This is a genomic window from Micromonospora ureilytica (assembly GCF_015751765.1).
In the GTDB taxonomy this organism is placed as follows: Bacteria; Actinomycetota; Actinomycetes; order Mycobacteriales; family Micromonosporaceae; genus Micromonospora; species Micromonospora ureilytica.
On record NZ_JADOTX010000001.1, the window covers coordinates 3,254,339 to 3,270,701 of the forward strand.

Sequence of the window (16,363 nt, forward strand, 5' to 3'; positions counted from 1 at the left end):
GCGGATGCGGCAGGCTGAGGGCATGCGCCTGGCGACCTGGAACGTCAACTCGGTGAAGGCCCGCCTACCCCGGCTGCTGGAGTGGCTGGCCGACACCGGGCCGGACGTCGTCTGCCTGCAGGAGACCAAATGCCCGGACGGCGCCTTCCCGGTGACCGAGGTGGGCGAGTTGGGCTACACCGTGGCCAGCCACAGCGACGGCCGGTGGAACGGGGTCGCCATCCTGTCCCGGGTCGGGCTGGATGACGTCCGGGTCGGGTTCGCCGCCGAGCCCGGCTTTCCCGAGCCCGAGGCCCGCGCCATCTCCGCCACCTGCGACGGGGTGCGGGTCTGGTCGGTGTACGTGCCCAACGGCCGGACACCTGACGACCCGCACTACGCGTACAAGTTGGCCTGGTTCGCGGCGCTGCGCGACGCGCTCGACGCCGAACTGGCCGGCGGGTTGCCACTGGCGGTCTGCGGCGACTTCAACGTCGCCCCGACCGACGCCGACGTCTGGGACCCGGCGGTCTTCACCCACTCCACCCACGTCACCCCGGCCGAGCGGGCGGCCCTCGCGGCGCTGCGCGACCTGGGGCTCAGCGACGTCGTACCGACCCCGATGAAGGGCCCGCACCCCTTCACCTACTGGGACTACCGGGCCGGCATGTTCCACCAGAACAAGGGCATGAGAATCGACCTGGTGTACGCGTCCGCGCCGTTCGCCCGAGCGGTCCGCTCCGCGTACGTGGACCGCGAGGCCCGCAAGGGCAAGGGCCCCTCCGACCACGCGCCGATCGTGGTCGACGCGGACCTGGTCCCGACGGTCGAGGCGTTCTGAGTGGCTAGGGTGGGCAGATGGCAGTCGTGAAGATCAACGCAATCGAGGTCCCGCCCGGCAGCGGCGCGGAGTTGGAGAAGCGGTTCGCCGCCCGGGCCGGCGCGGTGGAGAACTCCCCCGGCTTCCTCGGCTTCGAGCTGCTCCGCCCGGTGGCCGGCGAGACCCGCTACTTCGTCTACACGAAGTGGGAGAGCGAAGAGGCGTACCAGGCGTGGGCCGCCGGGCCCTCGCGCGCCGCCCACGCCACCGCCCCCGGCGACAAGCCCCGCCCACCGGTCTCCAGCGGCGCCAGCCTGCTGGAGTTCGAGGTGGCGCTGCACGTCCCCCAGCCCTAGCTGCGCCGAGGATCCCGCACCACCGCCAAACCGGGCCGGGCCGGATGTTTCCGTTGATAGCGTCGAAGCGGCCCGGGCGGTAGCCGGCCATCAGTCGCCCTGCCTGCCGGCACCTGCCGTTCCCGCCGGGCGGTCCCAGGAGGGTGCGGGGGTCTGGCTATGTTCGACGGCTTCGAGGAATTCGACATCGAGACGTCCGGCGCGACGATCCACGGACGCCGGGGCGGAAGTGGGCCGCCCGTTCTGCTGCTGCACGGCATTCCCGAGACGCACCTCATGTGGCACCAGGTCGCGCCACGGCTCGCCGAGAACTACACAGTCGTCGCCACCGACCTGCGGGGCTGGGGCGACAGCGGCAAACCGCCGAGCGCCGCGGATCACGAGCCGTACGGCATGCGCGCCATCGCCCGCGACCAGATCGAGGTGATGCGGAGTCTGGGTCACGAGCAGTTCCGGCTCGTCGGCCACGATCGTGGGGCCCGCTGCGCGTACCGTCTCGCGCTGGACGCACCGGACGTCGTCACCCGGCTGGCGGTCATGGACGTCGTCCCCATCGGGGACGTCTACAACCGCGCCGACAAGACGTTCAGCCTCTCCTACTGGGTCTGGTCCTTCCTGGCGGCGCCCGCGCCGGTGCCCGAGCAGTTCATCAAGGCGGCGCCCGCGGTGCTCGTCGACTTCATGCTCGACACCTGGCCCACAGTGAAGGACGCCTTCCCCGCCGAGGTACGTGCGGCGTACGTCAGGCAGTTCAGCGACCCGGCCACCGTGCACGCGATCTGCGAGGAGTTCCGCGCCGCCGCCACACTCGACTACCAGCAGGACGAGGCGGACCGAGGAAAACGGAAGATCGCCTGCCCGGTGTTGTTTCTGTGGAGCCAACAGGGCCAGGTCGCGAAGCTCTACGACGACCCGCTCGCGATCTGGCGGGAGTGGGCCGACGACGTACGCGGCGAGCCGGTCCCGGTCGGGCACTTCATCCCGGAGGAGGCCCCCGACGAGACCACCCGCCAGCTCCTGGCTTTCCTGAGCTGACGCCGACGCTGGCCCAGCCGGCCTGGCCGGCGTCGGTGTCAGGACTTGCGGGAGGACTGGAGGGTGGCGAAGGCGATGACGTTGTCGGCGTAGCCGGTGCGGCCTCCGATGAACTGCCCACCGCAGGTGATCAACCGCAGCCCGGGTGGCCCGTCGTGGCCGTAGATCCGCTCGGCGGGCAGCTGGTCCTTCGGGAAGTGCTCGACGGTGTCGACCCGGAACACCACCACCGACTCGTCCGCCCGGGCCACCTCGATCAGGTCGCCGGGGTGCAGCTTGCCCAGGTCGTAGAAGACCGACGGGCCGGTCTTCGTGTCCACGTGCCCGACGATCACCGCCGGGCCGGGCTCACCTGGTGTGGGCCCTCGGTCGTACCAACCGGTCTCGTTGTGCCGTTCCAGCGGCGGTACGGCGATCGAACCGTCCCGTGCCTGCCCGACGGGTGCCACCGGCGCGGCCACCTTGATCGTCGGCACCGAGAGTCGCACCGGACGACTGGCCGACAACCCGACCGACTCACTGCGGGCGGGCCGGTCGCCGCCGGTCGGGGCCAGGTCGAACGGCCCGATCGAACGGCCCAGCCCCGCCCCGGTGGCGAAGACCCCGGCCAACACCAACACCACGGCCACCGGTACGGACCAGGGGCTGCGGCCGGATGGACGACGACTACGCCGGGGGGCGACGGCGGTCGGCGGACGCGCCGCCACCGACGGGCGCTCGGGATCCGACGGGCGTGAACCGGCCGGCGGCGGCGTGGGGCGGAAGATCTCCATGACGGGCCTCAGCGACGCGCGCCGACTCGGGGACGGCGGAACGCCATCACGGCGAGGATCAGCCCGGTGATGGTCAGTGCCGCGCCGCCGGGCAGCAGCAGCTTGCCGGTCAGCCCGCCGCTGCCTCCCCCGAAGCCGGTTGCCGGACCCCGACTTGGCTGGACGGGGATCTTCTTGACCACCTGGAGCATGGTCGAGGCGGTCTCGCCGTCGCGGCACTCCAGCTTGACCCGGTAGTTGCCGGGGCGGGTGCGCTCGCGGACCATCGGCGCGGCGGTGAGCACCCCACGCTGCGGTTGCACGCCGACCGCCCCGAAGGCGTCGGACTCCACAGTTGCGCCCACCGAGTTGTCCCGACAACTGGCCCGGATGCCGACCAGGTAGCCGGGCTGCACAGTGCTGGGGCTCACCTCGACGAAGATGTCCACCGACGGCGCCGGTTGCGGCGCGCCACCGGGCGGCCCTTCGGGCTGCGGCGCCGACGCGGCACCAACAGCCCGCTCAGGCGCCGCGAGGGCGGGCGTGGCGGCCAGCAGGGGGGCGGCGAACACGGCCACCAGCGACAGGGTCACGACGCCGCGGGTCACTGTCACGATGCCCCCTCTCGACGCCGTGCGGCCGGGCCGGGCAGTGGAGCACCCGACCTGCCGTACCAGTTGGATCCTCTCATTTCCGGTCGCACATCACATCCGATCCGTCGGCGGCGTCGCGTACGCTCGGGTCGCTGTGACCGCCACCGACCATGACCCCGCCGTCCCGCCCGTGAGCCGGACGATCCGCACGTTCCACCCCCGCCGGGGTCGGATGAGCGACCGGCAGACCGACGCGCTGAGCCGGCTCTGGCCCGTGTACGGCCTGGATGTGCCGGACGGACCTGTCGTGCCCGTCGACCTGGCCGACCTGTTCGGTCGCCGGGCGCCCGTCGTGCTGGAGATCGGCTCGGGCATGGGCGACAGCACCGCTGCGATGGCCGCCGCCGACCCGGATCGAGATTATCTGGCGGTCGAGGTGCACACGCCGGGAATCGCCAACCTGCTCCACCTGGTGGAGCGTGGTGGCCTGCGCAACGTACGGGTGGCCGAGGGCGACGCGTTGTCCCTGGTCAGCGGCTTGCCCGAGGGCGTGTTGGACGCCGTGCACGTCTTCTTCCCGGATCCGTGGCCGAAGTCCCGCCACCACAAGCGGCGGATCATCCAGCCGACGCACGTGGCGCTGCTGCGGTCCCGGCTGCGCCCCGGCGGCGTGCTGCACTGCGCTACCGACTGGGCCGAGTACGCCGAGGCGATGCGGGAGACGCTGGAGGCGGACCCGGAGCTGGTGGACGCGTACGGCGGCTTCGCGCCGCGTCCGGCGCACCGCCCGGTGACGAAGTTCGAGCGGCGGGCGATCACGGCTGGTCGGCCGGTCGCGGACCTGTTGTACCGCCGACGGTGACCGGCGAAACGCCCGAACCGGAACGGGGCGGGGCGTTCGGGACGCCCGGACGGGAGTCCGGTGCGGGCCGGGTTGGCGTACCGGGGCATGATCCAGGCACCATGGACAGGCTATGACGCTCACCGCCGCGCTGCCGACAAGCGCCGACCCCGACACCCTCTTCGACGCGTTCGCCGGCTGGGCGAAGGAGCGCGGCCTCGACCTCTACCCGCATCAGGAAGAGGCGGTCATCGAGATCGTCTCCGGCGCCAACCTGATCATGAACACGCCCACCGGCTCGGGTAAGAGCCTGGTGGCGATCGCCGCCCACTTCGCGGCCCTCGCCGACAGCCGGACGACCTTCTACACCGCGCCGATCAAGGCGTTGGTGTCGGAGAAGTTCTTCGCGCTCTGCGAGGTGTTCGGCGCCGAGAACGTCGGCATGCTCACCGGCGACGCCAGCGTCAACGCCGACGCCCCGATCATCTGCTGCACCGCGGAGATCCTGGCCAACCTGGCGCTGCGCGAGGGCACGAAGGCCGACGTCGGCCAGGTGATCATGGACGAGTTCCACTTCTACGCCGAGCCCGACCGGGGCTGGGCGTGGCAGGTGCCGATCATCGAGCTGCCGCAGGCCCAGTTCATCCTGATGTCCGCCACCCTGGGGGACACCACCCGCTTCGTCGACGACCTGAGCCGGCGCACCGGGCGGCCCACCGCCGTCGTGCGCACGGCGGAGCGGCCGGTCCCGCTCATCTTCTCGTACGCGATGACGCCGCTGCACGAGACGCTTGAGGAGCTGCTGGAGACCAAGCAGGCCCCGGTGTACGTGGTGCACTTCACCCAGGCCGCCGCGCTGGAACGCGCCCAGGCGCTGACCAGCGTCAACGTCTGTACGCGCGCCGAGAAGGACATGATCGCCGAGGCGATCGGCGGTTTCCGGTTCACCGCGGGCTTCGGCAAGACGCTGTCCCGGCTGGTCCGGCACGGCATCGGCGTGCACCACGCCGGCATGCTGCCCAAGTACCGCCGCCTGGTGGAGACCCTCGCCCAGGCCGGCCTACTCAAGGTCATCTGCGGCACCGACACCCTCGGCGTCGGCATCAACGTGCCGATCCGCACAGTGCTGTTCACCGGCCTGTCCAAGTACGACGGCGTCCGTACCCGGCTGCTGAAGAACCGCGAGTTCCACCAGATCGCCGGGCGGGCCGGCCGGGCCGGCTACGACACCATCGGCCGGGTCGTGGTGCAGGCCCCGGAGCACGTCATCGACAACGAGAAGGCCCTCGCCAAGGCCGGCGACGACCCGAAGAAGCGGCGCAAGGTGGTCCGCAAGAAGCCGCCGGAGGGTTCGATCGGCTGGGGCCAGCCCACCTTCGACCGACTCGTCGACGCCGAGCCGGAGCCGCTGACCTCAAGCTTCCAGGTCAGCCACTCGATGCTGCTCAACGTCATCGGCCGGCCCGGGGACGCGTTCACAGCGATGCGGCACCTGCTCACCGACAACCACGAGGAGCCCACCGCGCAGCGCCGGCACATCCGCCGGGCCATCGCCATCTACCGGGCGCTGCGGGCCGGCGGCGTCGTCGAGGAGCTGCCCGAGCCGGACGAGACCGGCCGGAGGATCCGGCTCACCGTCGACCTCCAGCTCGACTTCGCCCTCAACCAGCCGCTCTCCCCCCTTGCGCTGGCCACCATCGAGCTGCTCGACGCCGAGTCCCCGTCGTACGCCCTGGATGTCCTCTCCGTCGTCGAGTCGATCCTCGACGACCCCCGACAGATCCTCTCCGCGCAGCAGTTCAAGGCGCGCGGCGAGGCGGTCGCCGCCATGAAGGCCGAGGGCATCGAGTACGAGGCGCGCCTCGAACTGCTCGACGACGTGACCCACCCGAAGCCCCTGGCCGAGCTGCTGGAGGCCGCGTACGAGATGTACCGGCAGGGGCACCCCTGGGTCGCCGACCACCAGCTCTCCCCCAAGGCCGTCGTCCGCGACATGTACGAGCGGGCCATGACCTTCACCGAGTACGTGCAGTTCTACGGGCTGACCCGCTCGGAGGGCCTCGTCCTGCGCTACCTGGCCGACGCGTACAAGACGCTGCGCCAGACAGTGCCCGAGGACGCCAAGACCGAGGAGCTGATCGACCTCATCGAGTGGCTGGGCGAGCTGGTCCGCCAGGTCGACTCCAGTCTCATCGACGAGTGGGAGCGGCTGCGCAACCCGTCCGACGTGGCCGAGGTGGCCCAGGCGCACGCCGCCCTGACCGACCGGCCACCGGCGGTGACCCGCAACGCTCGGGCGTTCCGGGTGCTGGTGCGCAACGCGCTGTTCCGCCGCGTCGAGCTGGCCGCGCTACGCCGCTGGGACCTGCTCGCCGAGTTGGACGCCGAGGACGGCTGGGACTACGACGCGTGGGCCGACGCGCTCGCGCCGTACTTCGAGGAGTACGACTCGATCGGCGTCGGGCCGGACGCCCGAGGGCCGGCGCTGCTCATGATCGAGCAGGGCCGGGAACGGTGGACCGTCCGCCAGAGCTTCGACGACCCCAACGGCGACCACGACTGGGGCATCAGCGCCGAGATCGACCTGGTGGCCTCGGACGAGGTCGGCGCCGCGGTCGTGCGGATCACCGACGTCGGCCAGCTCTAGCAAGCGTCTCCAAAGGGGGTCGTCCGTACGCCGGACGGCCCCCTTTGTCGCGTCTTCCGCACGCCCTCTTTCGCTGGGCGATGTCAGACCCGTCGATTAGAATGTATGTACTAATCGAGTTCCTGACCTGCAGGATTACGACTCGGGAGGACGCCCGTGACCGCTCCCGCCTCCACGCCCCTCACCCCCTACGCCACGCTGCTCGGCTTCACCCGCTACGTCGACCGCACCGGCCCCACGAAGGCGACCTTCGTGGGCGGGCTGCGCAAGCAGCGAGCCAGCCGATCCGGCTTCAACCCGCACGGCCAGTTCGTCAAGGCGCTCAAGGCCGACATCGCCTTCCACACCGGCGGCACACACCTCGCCGGGGTGGTCGACGTGGTCAAGCCACGCTGGCGCCCGCTCTATCAGGCGCTCGTCCCCGGCGCCACGACCTGGCTGCACTCCCTCGGTGAGCCGGCCGCCGTCGACCTCGCCCAGACCCGCGACGCCCTGGCCATGCTGGGCGACCTGCCCGTCAAGATCAACCCCCACTTCGGGGTACGCCACGCCGACGGCCGCGCCGAAGCGGTCCGGTTGCACTTCGACGAGGCGCCACCGAGCGAGGAGTCGGTGCTCGCCACCCTGCACCTGATGGCCCGACACATGGACGCGGTGCTCCCGCACGCCGAGCCGGTCCTCGTCGACGTCCGCCGCGGCCAGGCCCACCGCATGCCCACCGATGCCAAGCCCGACCAGATCGAACGCTGGCTCTCCGGCGAGGCCGCCGCCTTCCGCGCCATCTGGTCCACCGCCGCCTAACCCCACCCCCACCCCTGCGCCACTGCGCGCCCGCCTGGCAAGATCGCGCTCGATCCAGGATGTAGTGGCCTCCGCTTCTCGGGAGGCCACTACATCCATGTTCGGGCGCGATCATGGGGACAACGGCGCGCACCGACGCCGATGCGGTGACCGTGGTTATCCACAGGGGCAGCGTGACGCGAGGGTGTTCGGCCAGCCTGAAGCCCATGCCGAAAGTTCCTCGTCGGCCGCCGCAGTTGCGAGGTCGAGTCTTTCGCGGCTCGACCGCCGTCTCGCGAGGCCTACTGACCCGCAATGACCTCCGCAGCTCGGCGTGGCGACCGCTCTTCCGCGACGTCTACGCCGATGCCCAGGTCACAGTCACTCACACCATCAGATGCGCCGCCGTCGGACGCTGGTTGGTCCCGCCCGACGCAGCCATCGCAGGGCGCGCTGCCGCCGGTCTCTACGGATGCGCCAAGCCGATCGCGAACGAGCCAGTTGACGTCCTCGTTCCCGTCGCCACCCGGATCGGCCCGACCGCGGGCATCCGGGTCCACCACGGAGAGATCGACCCCGGCGACACCGCGGTCCGGGCTGGGGTCAGGGTGACCAGCCCGGCGCGTACGTGCTGGGACCTGGCCCGTTGGCTCGACGTGATCGAGGCGGTGGTCGTCATCGACGCCCTGCTGGCGAGCCGGCAGACCACCGTGCCAGCCCTGCGCGAGTACGCGCTGAGCCGGGCCGGACGACGCGGCTGGCGCTCGCTGCTACGCGCGGTCGACCTGGCCGACGCGGGCGCGGAGTCCCCTCAGGAGTCCCGGACACGGGTGCGGCTGGTGCTCGCCGGCCTGCCAAGGCCGGAGACGCAGTGGGTCGTGGCCGAGCACGGCCGATTCGTGGCCCGGCTGGACCTCGCCTGGCCACAGTTCAAGGTCGCGGTGGAGTACGACGGACTCTGGCACGACGACCCCGAGCAGTTCCATCGGGACCGCCAACGCCTCAACCGACTGCTCGGCGGCGACTGGCTCGTGCTCCACGTGACGGCCAGGCGTTTCCGGGAGGACTTCGACGGGTTCCTCGCCGAGGTCCGAGCCGCCCTACGGGCACGCTCACGCTTCCCCCGCTGACGATGATCGCGCTCGAACATGGAAGTAGTGGCCTTCCTCGACGGGGAGGCCACTACTTCCTGGATCGAGCGCGATCATGAACGGGCGAGGTCCGCGCGGGGCGCGTGGGGGGTCAGGCGGCGGGGAGGTACTTGGTCAGGTCGTCGAGGATCTTGTTGGCGGCGCCGACGCCGATGCCGGTCATCCAGACCTCGTCGGAGACGGGGTACGCCTTGCCGGCCTTGACGGCGTTGAGGCCCTTCCAGAGGGTCCCACCGGCGACCTTGGTCTGCTCGGCGGCGGCCTTGTCGCCGTACGCGGTCACGAAGATGACGTCACCGTCGACCTCGTTGATCCGCTCGGGGCTGACCAGGTCGAAGCGCTTGTCCTCCTTGTTGGCGAGCAACTGCCGCTCGGGGCGGCCCAGGCCGGTGTCGCCGATGACGATGCCGGAGAACGAGTCGGGGCCGTACACCCGGATGTTGCCGGGCAGAAACCGCACGATCGACACCTTGCGCGCGGCGGCGTCGCCGAGGGTCGCGCCGAATTCCTTGGCCCGCTTCTCGTACGTGGCGAGCAGATCCTTGGCCTGCTGCTCACGGCCGAGCGCCTTGCCGTCGAGGAGGAGGTTGTCCTTCCAGGTGATGCCCACCTTGTCGGTGAACACGGTGGGCGCGATGGCGGCCAGCTCGTCGTAGAACTTCTCCTGGCGGAACTTGCTGCCGAGGATGAGGTCCGGCTTCAGTGCGTTGATCGCCTCCAGGTCGGGCTCGGTGAGCACCCCGACCTCCTTGATGCCGGCGAGCTTGTCCGCGCCGAAGTAGGTCGGCCAGCTCTTCGCCTCACCGGCGGTGGCGGCGCCCACGGGCGTGATGCCCAGCGAGAGCGCCGTGTCGATCTTGTCGGTGTCGAGCACGACGACGCGCTTGGGCTCGGCCGGGACCTTGGTGGTGCCCATGGCGTGGGTGATCTCCCGGGTGTCCCCGGTGGTGGTGCCGGCGACCGGGTCGCTCTCACCGCAGGCGGTGAGTCCGACGCCGAGGGCGGCGGCCGCGGCGAGAGCGGCGACGAGACGACGCATCAGAGTCCTTTCGAGGGGTACGAGCCGGCGAGCGGGTTGGCCGCGTCGCCGGTGGCGGGTCGGGCGTCCGGTACGGACGCCGTCGACGGAGAGGGGTCACCCGCGGCAGCGGGCGGGGCGGAGTTGCCACCTGTGTACGCGGGCACCACCAGCGGTGCGCCGGTCACCGGGCAGGGCACGACCACGCAGGCCAGCCCGAAGACGTCGCGGACCAGGTCGGCGGTGAGGATCTCCCGGGGCGGTCCGGCGGCGACCACGGCGCCGTCGCGCATCGCGACCAGGTGGTCGGCGTAGCGGGCGGCCTGGTTCAGGTCGTGCAGCACGGCGACCACTGTGCGACCCCGCTCGAACCGCAGCCGGTGCAGGAGATCAAGCACCTCCACCTGGTGGGCCAGGTCGAGGAAGGTGGTCGGCTCGTCCAGCAGCAGGGCGTCGGTGTCCTGGGCGAGGGTCATGGCGATCCACACCCGTTGCCGCTGCCCGCCGGAGAGGCTGTCCACCGGCCGGTCGGCCAGGTCGGCGACGTCGGCGAGGGTCATCGCCTGGTCCACCGCCGCGCCGTCCTCCGACGACCACTGTCGCCACCACCGCTGGTAGGGCTGCCGGCCGCGCCCGACCAGGTCCGCCACCGTGACGCCCTCGGGCACCAGCGGGCTCTGCGGGAGGACGCCGAGGCGGCGGGCGACCTCCCGGGTCGGCAGGTCACGGATGGCGGTGCCGTCCAGCAGCACCGTGCCTCGGCGGGGGGTGAGCAGCCGGGCCATCGTCCGCAGCAGGGTGGACTTGCCGCACGCGTTGGGTCCGACGATCACGGTGAACGCGTCGGTGGGCAGGTCGAGGTCGAGCCCGTCGAGCACGGTCCGCTCGTCGTAGCCGGCGACCAGGTCGCGGGTGGAGAGCATCACACGACTCCTTGGAAGGTCACGACGACCGCCGCCGGCCGCGCAGCAGCAGGAAGATCAGGTACGGGCCGCCGATCGCGGCGGTCAGCACACCGGCGGGTAGTTGGGTGGGTGCGAACAGCCGCCGGCCGGCCAGGTCGGCCAGTACCAGCAGGAGCGCGCCGAGCAACGCCGCGCAGACCAGCGGTGGTCGTTCGACGCGTACCAGCCGTCGGGCCACCTGCGGGGCGACCAGGGCCACGAAGTCGACGGCGCCGACCTGGGCGGTGACCATCGCGGCGACGAGTACGCCGGTGCCGGCGAGCCCGATCCGGCGGGCCACCGGGCGCAACCCGACGCCCCGGGCGGTGTCGTCGTCCAGGGCGGTGCTGTTCAGCGCCCAGCCGGCCCAGGCCAACACCGGCAGCAGCACCAGCAGGGTGCCGGCGATCCAGGCGGCCTCGGTCCAGCCCTTGCCGGCCAGGGTGCCGATCAGCCAGATCTGCGCGCGCAGCCCGTCGATCGGGTCGGCGGTGAGCATGACCACCTCGGTGAGCGCCCGGAAGCCGAACGCGACAGCCACCCCGGCGAGCACGAACCGCTGCGCGGCCAGCCCGTGCCGGGCGCCGAGGGCGAACAGCAGCACCGCCGCGAGCAGCCCGCCCACCAGGGCGGTGGGCGCCACCAGCACCGCGGCCATTCCGCTGGTCAGGGCCACGGTCGCGGCGAGGCCGGCGCCCTGGGTGATGCCGATGACGTCCGGGCTGGCGAGCGGGTTGCGCGCCACGCTCTGGATCAGCGTGCCGGCCACGCCGAAGGCGGCGCCGGCCACGGCCGCCAGCACGACCCGCGGCAGCCGAAGATCAAAGACGACGAGGTCGTACGGGGTGCCGGCACCGGAGAGGGCACGCAGCACGTCGGCCGGGGCGACGTACGGGGTGCCCAGCGAGAGGCTGAGCACGACGGCCAGCAGGAGCAGCACGGTCAGCACGGCGACCACCAGGACCGCGCGACGGCGGATCAGCAGGCTGACCGGGCCGATCCGCAGCAGTGAACGCCCGGGCAACCTCGCACGGTCGGCACCGGCCGAGCCGGCGGCCGCGACGGCGGACGTGTCAGCGGGGCCGGAGGGATGGCGGGTGGTGGTCACGCGGTCACCACCCGGGCGCGGCGGACCAGCACGGCCAGCAGTGGCGCGCCGATCAGCGCGGTGACGATCCCGGCCGGTATCTCGCCGGGCGGGGCGACGAGCCGACCGACGATGTCGGCGGCGAGCAGCAGCGCCGGCCCGAGCAGGGCGGAGACGGCGAGGGTCCAGCGGTGGTCCGCGCCGACCAGGGCCCGCGCCAGGTGCGGCACGGCCAGCCCGACGAACGCGACAGGTCCGGCGGCGGCCACCGCGGCGCCGGTCAGCAGCACGGCGGCGAGGCCACCACCGAGGCGGACCAGGCCGATCCGGTGGCCGAGCCCACGGGCCACGTCGTCGCCGAGGGCCAGCGCGTCCAGACCGCGGGCCACCAGGGCGGCCAGCACCAGGCCGACGAGGACGAAGGGCAGCACCTGCGCGGCGACCGACAGGTCCCGGCCGGCCAGCCCGCCGACCACCCAGAAGCGGTACTCCTCGAAGGTGCGGGCGTCGATGCTGAGCAGCGCGTACACCCCGGAGGCCAGGCTGGCGTCGAGCGCCGCGCCGACCAGCGCGAGGGTGACCGGGCTGGCGCCCTCGCGGGCGCGGGTGGCGATGGCGAAGACCAGCAGCCCGGCGATCAGGGCTCCGGCGATGCCGAACCAGACGTACCCGGCGAGCGTGCCGACGCCGAAGACGGAGATCGCGAGGACCACCCCGAACGACGCGCCCGCGCTGATGCCGAGGATGCGCGGCTCGGCGAGGGGGTTGCGGGTGAGCGCCTGGAACAGCACGCCCGCCACGGCGAGCGCGAGCCCGACGGCGAGGCCGAGCGCGGTCCGTGGCATCCGCAGCTCACGGACGATGGTGCTGGCGTCGCCGCCGTCCGGCGCGACGAGCGCGTGCCAGACCTGGTCGACGCCGAGTTGTCGGCTGCCGAGCGCGAAGCTGGCCAACACGGTGAGCAGCAGCACCAGCGCGGCCCCGACGGTGACGGCCACGCGGCGGCCGGCGGGTCTGCCGGACCGGTTGCGGGCCGGAGCCGGCCGGCTGACGAGGGTGGTCACGAGTCTCCTGCACGTTCGCGCTTAGGTTCGCCTAACCTTAACCGAGCCACCGAAGGTCACCTAAGTGGCGCCTATCGATCCGCGACCGGCTGACCAGGGCGGACGCCCGCGCGGAGGGGCCGGCGCACCTAGGGTGAGAGCATGCGATTCGACCAGCACACGGTCGTCCTGCTGACCCGGCCGTCGGATCCGCCGGAGCTGCCGCAGGACGCGATCGACCGGTTGCGGGACGCGCACCTGGCCCACCAGGCGGGCCTCGTGCGGCAGGGGCTGGTGCTCGCGGCCGGGCCGTTCCTGCACCCCGACGACGATGAGCTGCGGGGCTTCGTGGTGCTGTCCATCGCCCCGGACGAGGCACGCGCGCTCTTCGCCAACGACCCGGCCGTGCGGGCCGGTCGCCTGGTCGCGCGGGTCACGTCGTGGCTGCTTCCGGAGGGCACCCTGCGGTTCGAGAGCGTGCCGGTGCCGCAGTCGATGCTGGAGGCGGCCTCCGGGGACTGACGCCGGGCCCGGTCAGTCGGCCGAGCCGCTCCCGGTCTCCGCCGGCAACTCAGCGAGCGGGACCACCCGCAGGGCGTCCATCGGGCCGACGATCACCCGCAGCTCCGGGAAGTGGTCCCGCAGCACCTGCCGACACCTGTCACAGGGCGCGACGACCTCGCGGCCACGGTCGGCGACAGTGACGATCGTCTCCAGCGCGGTGACGCCCTGGGTGGCGGCCGTGCCGATCACGACCAGCTCGGCGCAGGCCCCTCCGGTGGCGTGCTGGACGTTCACGCCGGTGAAGACCCGGCCGCCCGCGGTCCGGGCCGCCGACGCGACAGTGTGGTGCTGGCTGCGGCAGCGCAGTTTGGCGACAGCCGTGGCGGCCTGCACCAAAGCTCGGTCGGTGTCCCGAATCGTCATCGATGTTCCCGTGGCTCGTCGTGGCCCTCGACTTTAGCGGGGCAGCCTGCTGTCATGCTTCGTCGCTTCGCGGTCCCGGGACGAACGCCGGACCGGTTCGGGGAACGCCTGGAGTGCGCCCTGAACCGGTCCGGCTGAACAAGAGAGATTTGCTGGTCAGCCGTTCGGGATGACGTCCAGGAAGCTGGCGGTCACGTCGATGTATGACTGCTGTTCGGCGGGGAGGGCGTACCATTCATCGCCGCTGAGGTAACGCTTCGTGCCGTTGCTCACCAGGAAGATTGACCCGTTGGCGACATCCCGCAGGTGGACCGTACCGCCGGGGACGGCGCCGAAGCCGTTCAGCAGGCCACTCGGAACGCTCATCATGACCGGGCGGCCAAGGCTGGCCCACTCCTCGCCGGTCAGGTAGTGCCGGGCCCCGTTGATCACCTGGTAGAACGCACCGTCAGTGACGTCCCGCAGGAAGGTCGCCCCGGCCATGGGCGTACCGGCCGGAAAGCGCTCGAGGAACCCGCTCGGAACGGTGAGGTGGGTCGGGTTTCCGAGCGCGGTCAAGTCAGCGCCGCTCAGCCAGTGACGCGTGCCACCCACGATGAGGTAGAGCGCTCCATCTGACACGTCGCGCAGAATGCTGCCATCGGAAGGAACGGAGCCGAGGCGTCCGACAAACCCAGCCGGTACGTCTGTGGTCGGAGGGTTACCGAGCTGAGCGTATTCGGCGGAGGTGAGCCAGTACTTCGCTCCGTTGACCACCACATAAAGGGATCCGTCGGTAACGTCACGCATGAATCCGGCAGAGGGAACGGTGGAAGTGATGGTCTCCAGTAGGCCAGCCGGCACATTGGTCGCTGGCACACTGTCCAACTGCGAGTACTCAACCGCGCTGAGGTAATACTTTGCGCCGCCCACGATCTGGTAGATTGCCCCGTCGGCCGAGTTGCGCAGGAAAGACCCGTCGGCAGGGACAGCGCCTGCCCGGTTGATGAAACCGGCTGGCACGTCGGTTGCACTCGGACTACCCAACGCGGCGAGCTCGGCACCGGTCAGGTAATACTTCGCACCCCCGACGACCTGGTAAATGGCGTTGTTGACCGGATTGCGGAGGAAGGTGTCGTCGACGGGCACAGACCGGGTGATCGAGTCGATGAAGCCGGCCGGCACATTGGTTGCCTTCGGGCTGCCCAACGCTGCGTACTCGGCGCTGCTCAGGTAGTACTTCGCACCCCCGACGACCTGGTAGATGCTGTTGTTGGCAGGGTTGCGCAAGAAGGTATTGTCCGCCGGGGAACCGTCGAATCCATCAACCATACGGGTCGGCACGTCGGTGAATGCGGGTTTGCCGAGCCCGGTCCACTCGGCCGCCGACAACGGGTACTTCGCGCTTCCGACAATGAGGTGGATTGCGCCATTCGTGGTCCGGACGAAAGTTCCATCGGCGACGATGCTCGGCATCTGAACGAAGGTGCCCGCCGGGACGCTCGTGTAGGCCGGAGAACCGAGAGCTGCGTACTCGGCACCCGTCAGCTCGAACGGCACACCACCGACCACGACGCTGATCGAGCCGTCGGGCTCGCGGAGGATGCCCGGGTTCGGCGCAGGCGGTGCGGGCGGCGGCGTGTCCTCGGCGATCTTCTTATATCGGATCGGACGGTATGTTTGCATCTCGGACCAGGAGTTCTTCCCGAGGTTGCCGTAGTTGCTGGCCGCAGAGGGATTTCGGACGGTCTCGCCGGTTTGGTTGAAGGAGTACACCCAAGCCCCGTCGCTTTTGCGCGACGGGTTCACCCAGCCAACGAAGAGTTCGATGTGCCCCGACCGCAACAGCGCGTCACCCCGCCTCAGGTCGTTGAGTCCAGGCAGGTAGAACTTTCCCGACCAACTCGCGAACGTGCTCGTGGTCCGCGACGAGGGGAGGTGCCAAGCCATCGACACCAGACCGGAGCAATCCCTGCGGTACGTCCTGCCCTGTGGGTCCGGGGCCCACGTCCCGGTCTGGGTGTAGGTGAACCTGCCGGTTACCCAGAACTGGGACCGCGTGGTCGTCTCGGATCGGGCGATCGAGCCATCGACGTTGGACGCGGCCGAGGCGGCCTGAGGGCCGGCCGTCACCGCCGAGAGTAGGCCCGAAAGCATACCGATGGCGAGCGCTCCGGAGACAAGACGGGTCCGCGCCCCGGTGCGGAGTGACAATTGGTTCATCAGAGGCCATCCTTGTGGAAGAGAGAGATTTAATGAGATATAAGCGTCAGGATTGTCCGGCACGCAACGCTTAAGCACCAGCGGGCAAGTAGAGCCGCGAACAGATTCTGTCGGCAGTCAGGGCAGCGACGTGATGCCCTGCAGCGCAAATAAATAGGGTGATGTCGAGGACACCGTAATCGCTATCA

At 70.9% G+C, this 16,363-nt stretch carries 16 protein-coding genes; 8 read left to right on the plus strand and 8 right to left on the minus strand.

Translation table 11 applies throughout. The features are described from left to right. Nucleotides 1-22 precede the first annotated feature (22 nt). The 3 genes from IW248_RS14580 to IW248_RS14590 all read left to right on the plus strand — a co-directional run bounded on the left by IW248_RS14580 (nt 23) and on the right by IW248_RS14590 (nt 2,190). A complete protein-coding gene (locus IW248_RS14580) occupies nt 23-820 on the plus strand; it encodes an exodeoxyribonuclease III (protein WP_196927430.1) in 798 nt (265 codons plus the stop codon). Between the two features lie 17 nt (nt 821-837). Further along, nucleotides 838-1,155, plus strand: coding sequence for an antibiotic biosynthesis monooxygenase family protein (locus tag IW248_RS14585; protein WP_196927431.1), 318 nt, complete (start codon nt 838-840; stop codon nt 1,153-1,155). 159 nt (nt 1,156-1,314) lie between these two features. Further along, complete coding sequence (locus tag IW248_RS14590; RefSeq protein ID WP_196927432.1) at nt 1,315-2,190, plus strand: alpha/beta fold hydrolase; 876 nt, start codon at nt 1,315-1,317, stop codon at nt 2,188-2,190. A 38-nt stretch (nt 2,191-2,228) separates the two neighbouring features. Here IW248_RS14590 and IW248_RS14595 read toward each other — a convergent pair whose 3' ends face one another. Continuing rightward, nucleotides 2,229-2,963, minus strand: coding sequence for a class F sortase (locus IW248_RS14595; RefSeq protein ID WP_231396311.1), 735 nt, complete (start codon nt 2,961-2,963; stop codon nt 2,229-2,231). 8 nt (nt 2,964-2,971) lie between these two features. Then, nucleotides 2,972-3,559 (minus strand): hypothetical protein, encoded by a 588-nt coding sequence (locus IW248_RS14600; RefSeq protein ID WP_196930197.1) that lies wholly within the window; start codon nt 3,557-3,559, stop codon nt 2,972-2,974. Between the two features lie 130 nt (nt 3,560-3,689). Between IW248_RS14600 and trmB the strand changes: the two genes are divergently transcribed. The 4 genes from trmB to IW248_RS14620 all read left to right on the plus strand — a co-directional run bounded on the left by trmB (nt 3,690) and on the right by IW248_RS14620 (nt 8,933). Next, nucleotides 3,690-4,397, plus strand: a complete 708-nt coding sequence (trmB, locus tag IW248_RS14605; RefSeq protein ID WP_372432338.1) for a tRNA (guanosine(46)-N7)-methyltransferase TrmB — start codon at nt 3,690-3,692, stop codon at nt 4,395-4,397. A 112-nt stretch (nt 4,398-4,509) separates the two neighbouring features. Next, nucleotides 4,510-7,023 (plus strand): DEAD/DEAH box helicase, encoded by a 2,514-nt coding sequence (locus IW248_RS14610; RefSeq protein ID WP_196927434.1) that lies wholly within the window; start codon nt 4,510-4,512, stop codon nt 7,021-7,023. A gap of 156 nt (nt 7,024-7,179) precedes the next feature. Beyond that, nucleotides 7,180-7,824, plus strand: a complete 645-nt coding sequence (locus tag IW248_RS14615) for a hypothetical protein (protein WP_196927435.1) — start codon at nt 7,180-7,182, stop codon at nt 7,822-7,824. Between the two features lie 206 nt (nt 7,825-8,030). Next, nucleotides 8,031-8,933: an endonuclease domain-containing protein gene (locus tag IW248_RS14620; protein ID WP_196927436.1), complete on the plus strand. Its 903-nt coding sequence runs from the start codon at nt 8,031-8,033 to the stop codon at nt 8,931-8,933. Nucleotides 8,934-9,045: 112 nt separating this feature from the next. Here the strand turns inward: IW248_RS14620 and IW248_RS14625 are convergent, their stop codons facing one another. The 4 genes from IW248_RS14625 to IW248_RS14640 are packed head-to-tail and all read right to left on the minus strand — an operon-like array spanning nt 9,046 to nt 13,067. Next, nucleotides 9,046-9,993 (minus strand): ABC transporter substrate-binding protein, encoded by a 948-nt coding sequence (locus tag IW248_RS14625; RefSeq protein ID WP_196927437.1) that lies wholly within the window; start codon nt 9,991-9,993, stop codon nt 9,046-9,048. Next, on the minus strand, nt 9,993-10,895 hold the full coding sequence (locus IW248_RS14630; protein ID WP_196927438.1) for an ABC transporter ATP-binding protein: 903 nt from the start codon (nt 10,893-10,895) through the stop codon (nt 9,993-9,995). The genes IW248_RS14625 and IW248_RS14630 overlap by 1 nt, the downstream gene beginning before the upstream one ends. 19 nt (nt 10,896-10,914) lie before the next feature. Then, nucleotides 10,915-12,024, minus strand: a complete 1,110-nt coding sequence (locus tag IW248_RS14635) for a FecCD family ABC transporter permease (RefSeq protein ID WP_307787954.1) — start codon at nt 12,022-12,024, stop codon at nt 10,915-10,917. After that, nucleotides 12,021-13,067 (minus strand): FecCD family ABC transporter permease, encoded by a 1,047-nt coding sequence (locus tag IW248_RS14640; protein WP_196927439.1) that lies wholly within the window; start codon nt 13,065-13,067, stop codon nt 12,021-12,023. Before IW248_RS14640 ends, IW248_RS14635 begins: the two co-directional genes overlap by 4 nt. Before the next feature lie 141 nt (nt 13,068-13,208). On the opposite strand from IW248_RS14640, the gene IW248_RS14645 reads away from it, so the two are divergent. Continuing rightward, entirely contained in the window at nt 13,209-13,568 is a 360-nt protein-coding gene (locus IW248_RS14645; RefSeq protein WP_196927440.1) for a YciI family protein, read from the plus strand. A gap of 12 nt (nt 13,569-13,580) precedes the next feature. Here the strand turns inward: IW248_RS14645 and IW248_RS14650 are convergent, their stop codons facing one another. Further along, nucleotides 13,581-13,973 (minus strand): cytidine deaminase family protein, encoded by a 393-nt coding sequence (locus IW248_RS14650; protein ID WP_196927441.1) that lies wholly within the window; start codon nt 13,971-13,973, stop codon nt 13,581-13,583. A 156-nt stretch (nt 13,974-14,129) separates the two neighbouring features. After that, nucleotides 14,130-16,175 carry a hypothetical protein gene (locus tag IW248_RS14655; protein WP_196927442.1) on the minus strand — a complete coding sequence of 682 codons (2,046 nt, stop codon included), beginning with the start codon at nt 16,173-16,175 and terminating at the stop codon, nt 14,130-14,132. Nucleotides 16,176-16,363: the final 188 nt, after the last annotated feature.

Bases quoted from the DNA above. Each gene is read 5' to 3' on its own strand.
- IW248_RS14585 (WP_196927431.1), top strand. From the start codon at position 838: ATGGCAGTCGTGAAGATCAACGCAATCGAGGTCCCGCCCGGCAGCGGC.
- IW248_RS14595 (WP_231396311.1), bottom strand. From the start codon at position 2,963: ATGGAGATCTTCCGCCCCACGCCGCCGCCGGCCGGTTCACGCCCGTCG.
- IW248_RS14650 (WP_196927441.1), bottom strand. From the start codon at position 13,973: ATGACGATTCGGGACACCGACCGAGCTTTGGTGCAGGCCGCCACGGCT.
- IW248_RS14630 (WP_196927438.1), bottom strand. From the start codon at position 10,895: ATGCTCTCCACCCGCGACCTGGTCGCCGGCTACGACGAGCGGACCGTG.
- IW248_RS14580 (WP_196927430.1), top strand. From the start codon at position 23: ATGCGCCTGGCGACCTGGAACGTCAACTCGGTGAAGGCCCGCCTACCC.
- IW248_RS14655 (WP_196927442.1), bottom strand. From the start codon at position 16,175: ATGAACCAATTGTCACTCCGCACCGGGGCGCGGACCCGTCTTGTCTCC.
- IW248_RS14625 (WP_196927437.1), bottom strand. From the start codon at position 9,993: ATGCGTCGTCTCGTCGCCGCTCTCGCCGCGGCCGCCGCCCTCGGCGTC.
- IW248_RS14590 (WP_196927432.1), top strand. From the start codon at position 1,315: ATGTTCGACGGCTTCGAGGAATTCGACATCGAGACGTCCGGCGCGACG.
- IW248_RS14620 (WP_196927436.1), top strand. From the start codon at position 8,031: ATGCCGAAAGTTCCTCGTCGGCCGCCGCAGTTGCGAGGTCGAGTCTTT.
- IW248_RS14610 (WP_196927434.1), top strand. From the start codon at position 4,510: ATGACGCTCACCGCCGCGCTGCCGACAAGCGCCGACCCCGACACCCTC.
- IW248_RS14645 (WP_196927440.1), top strand. From the start codon at position 13,209: ATGCGATTCGACCAGCACACGGTCGTCCTGCTGACCCGGCCGTCGGAT.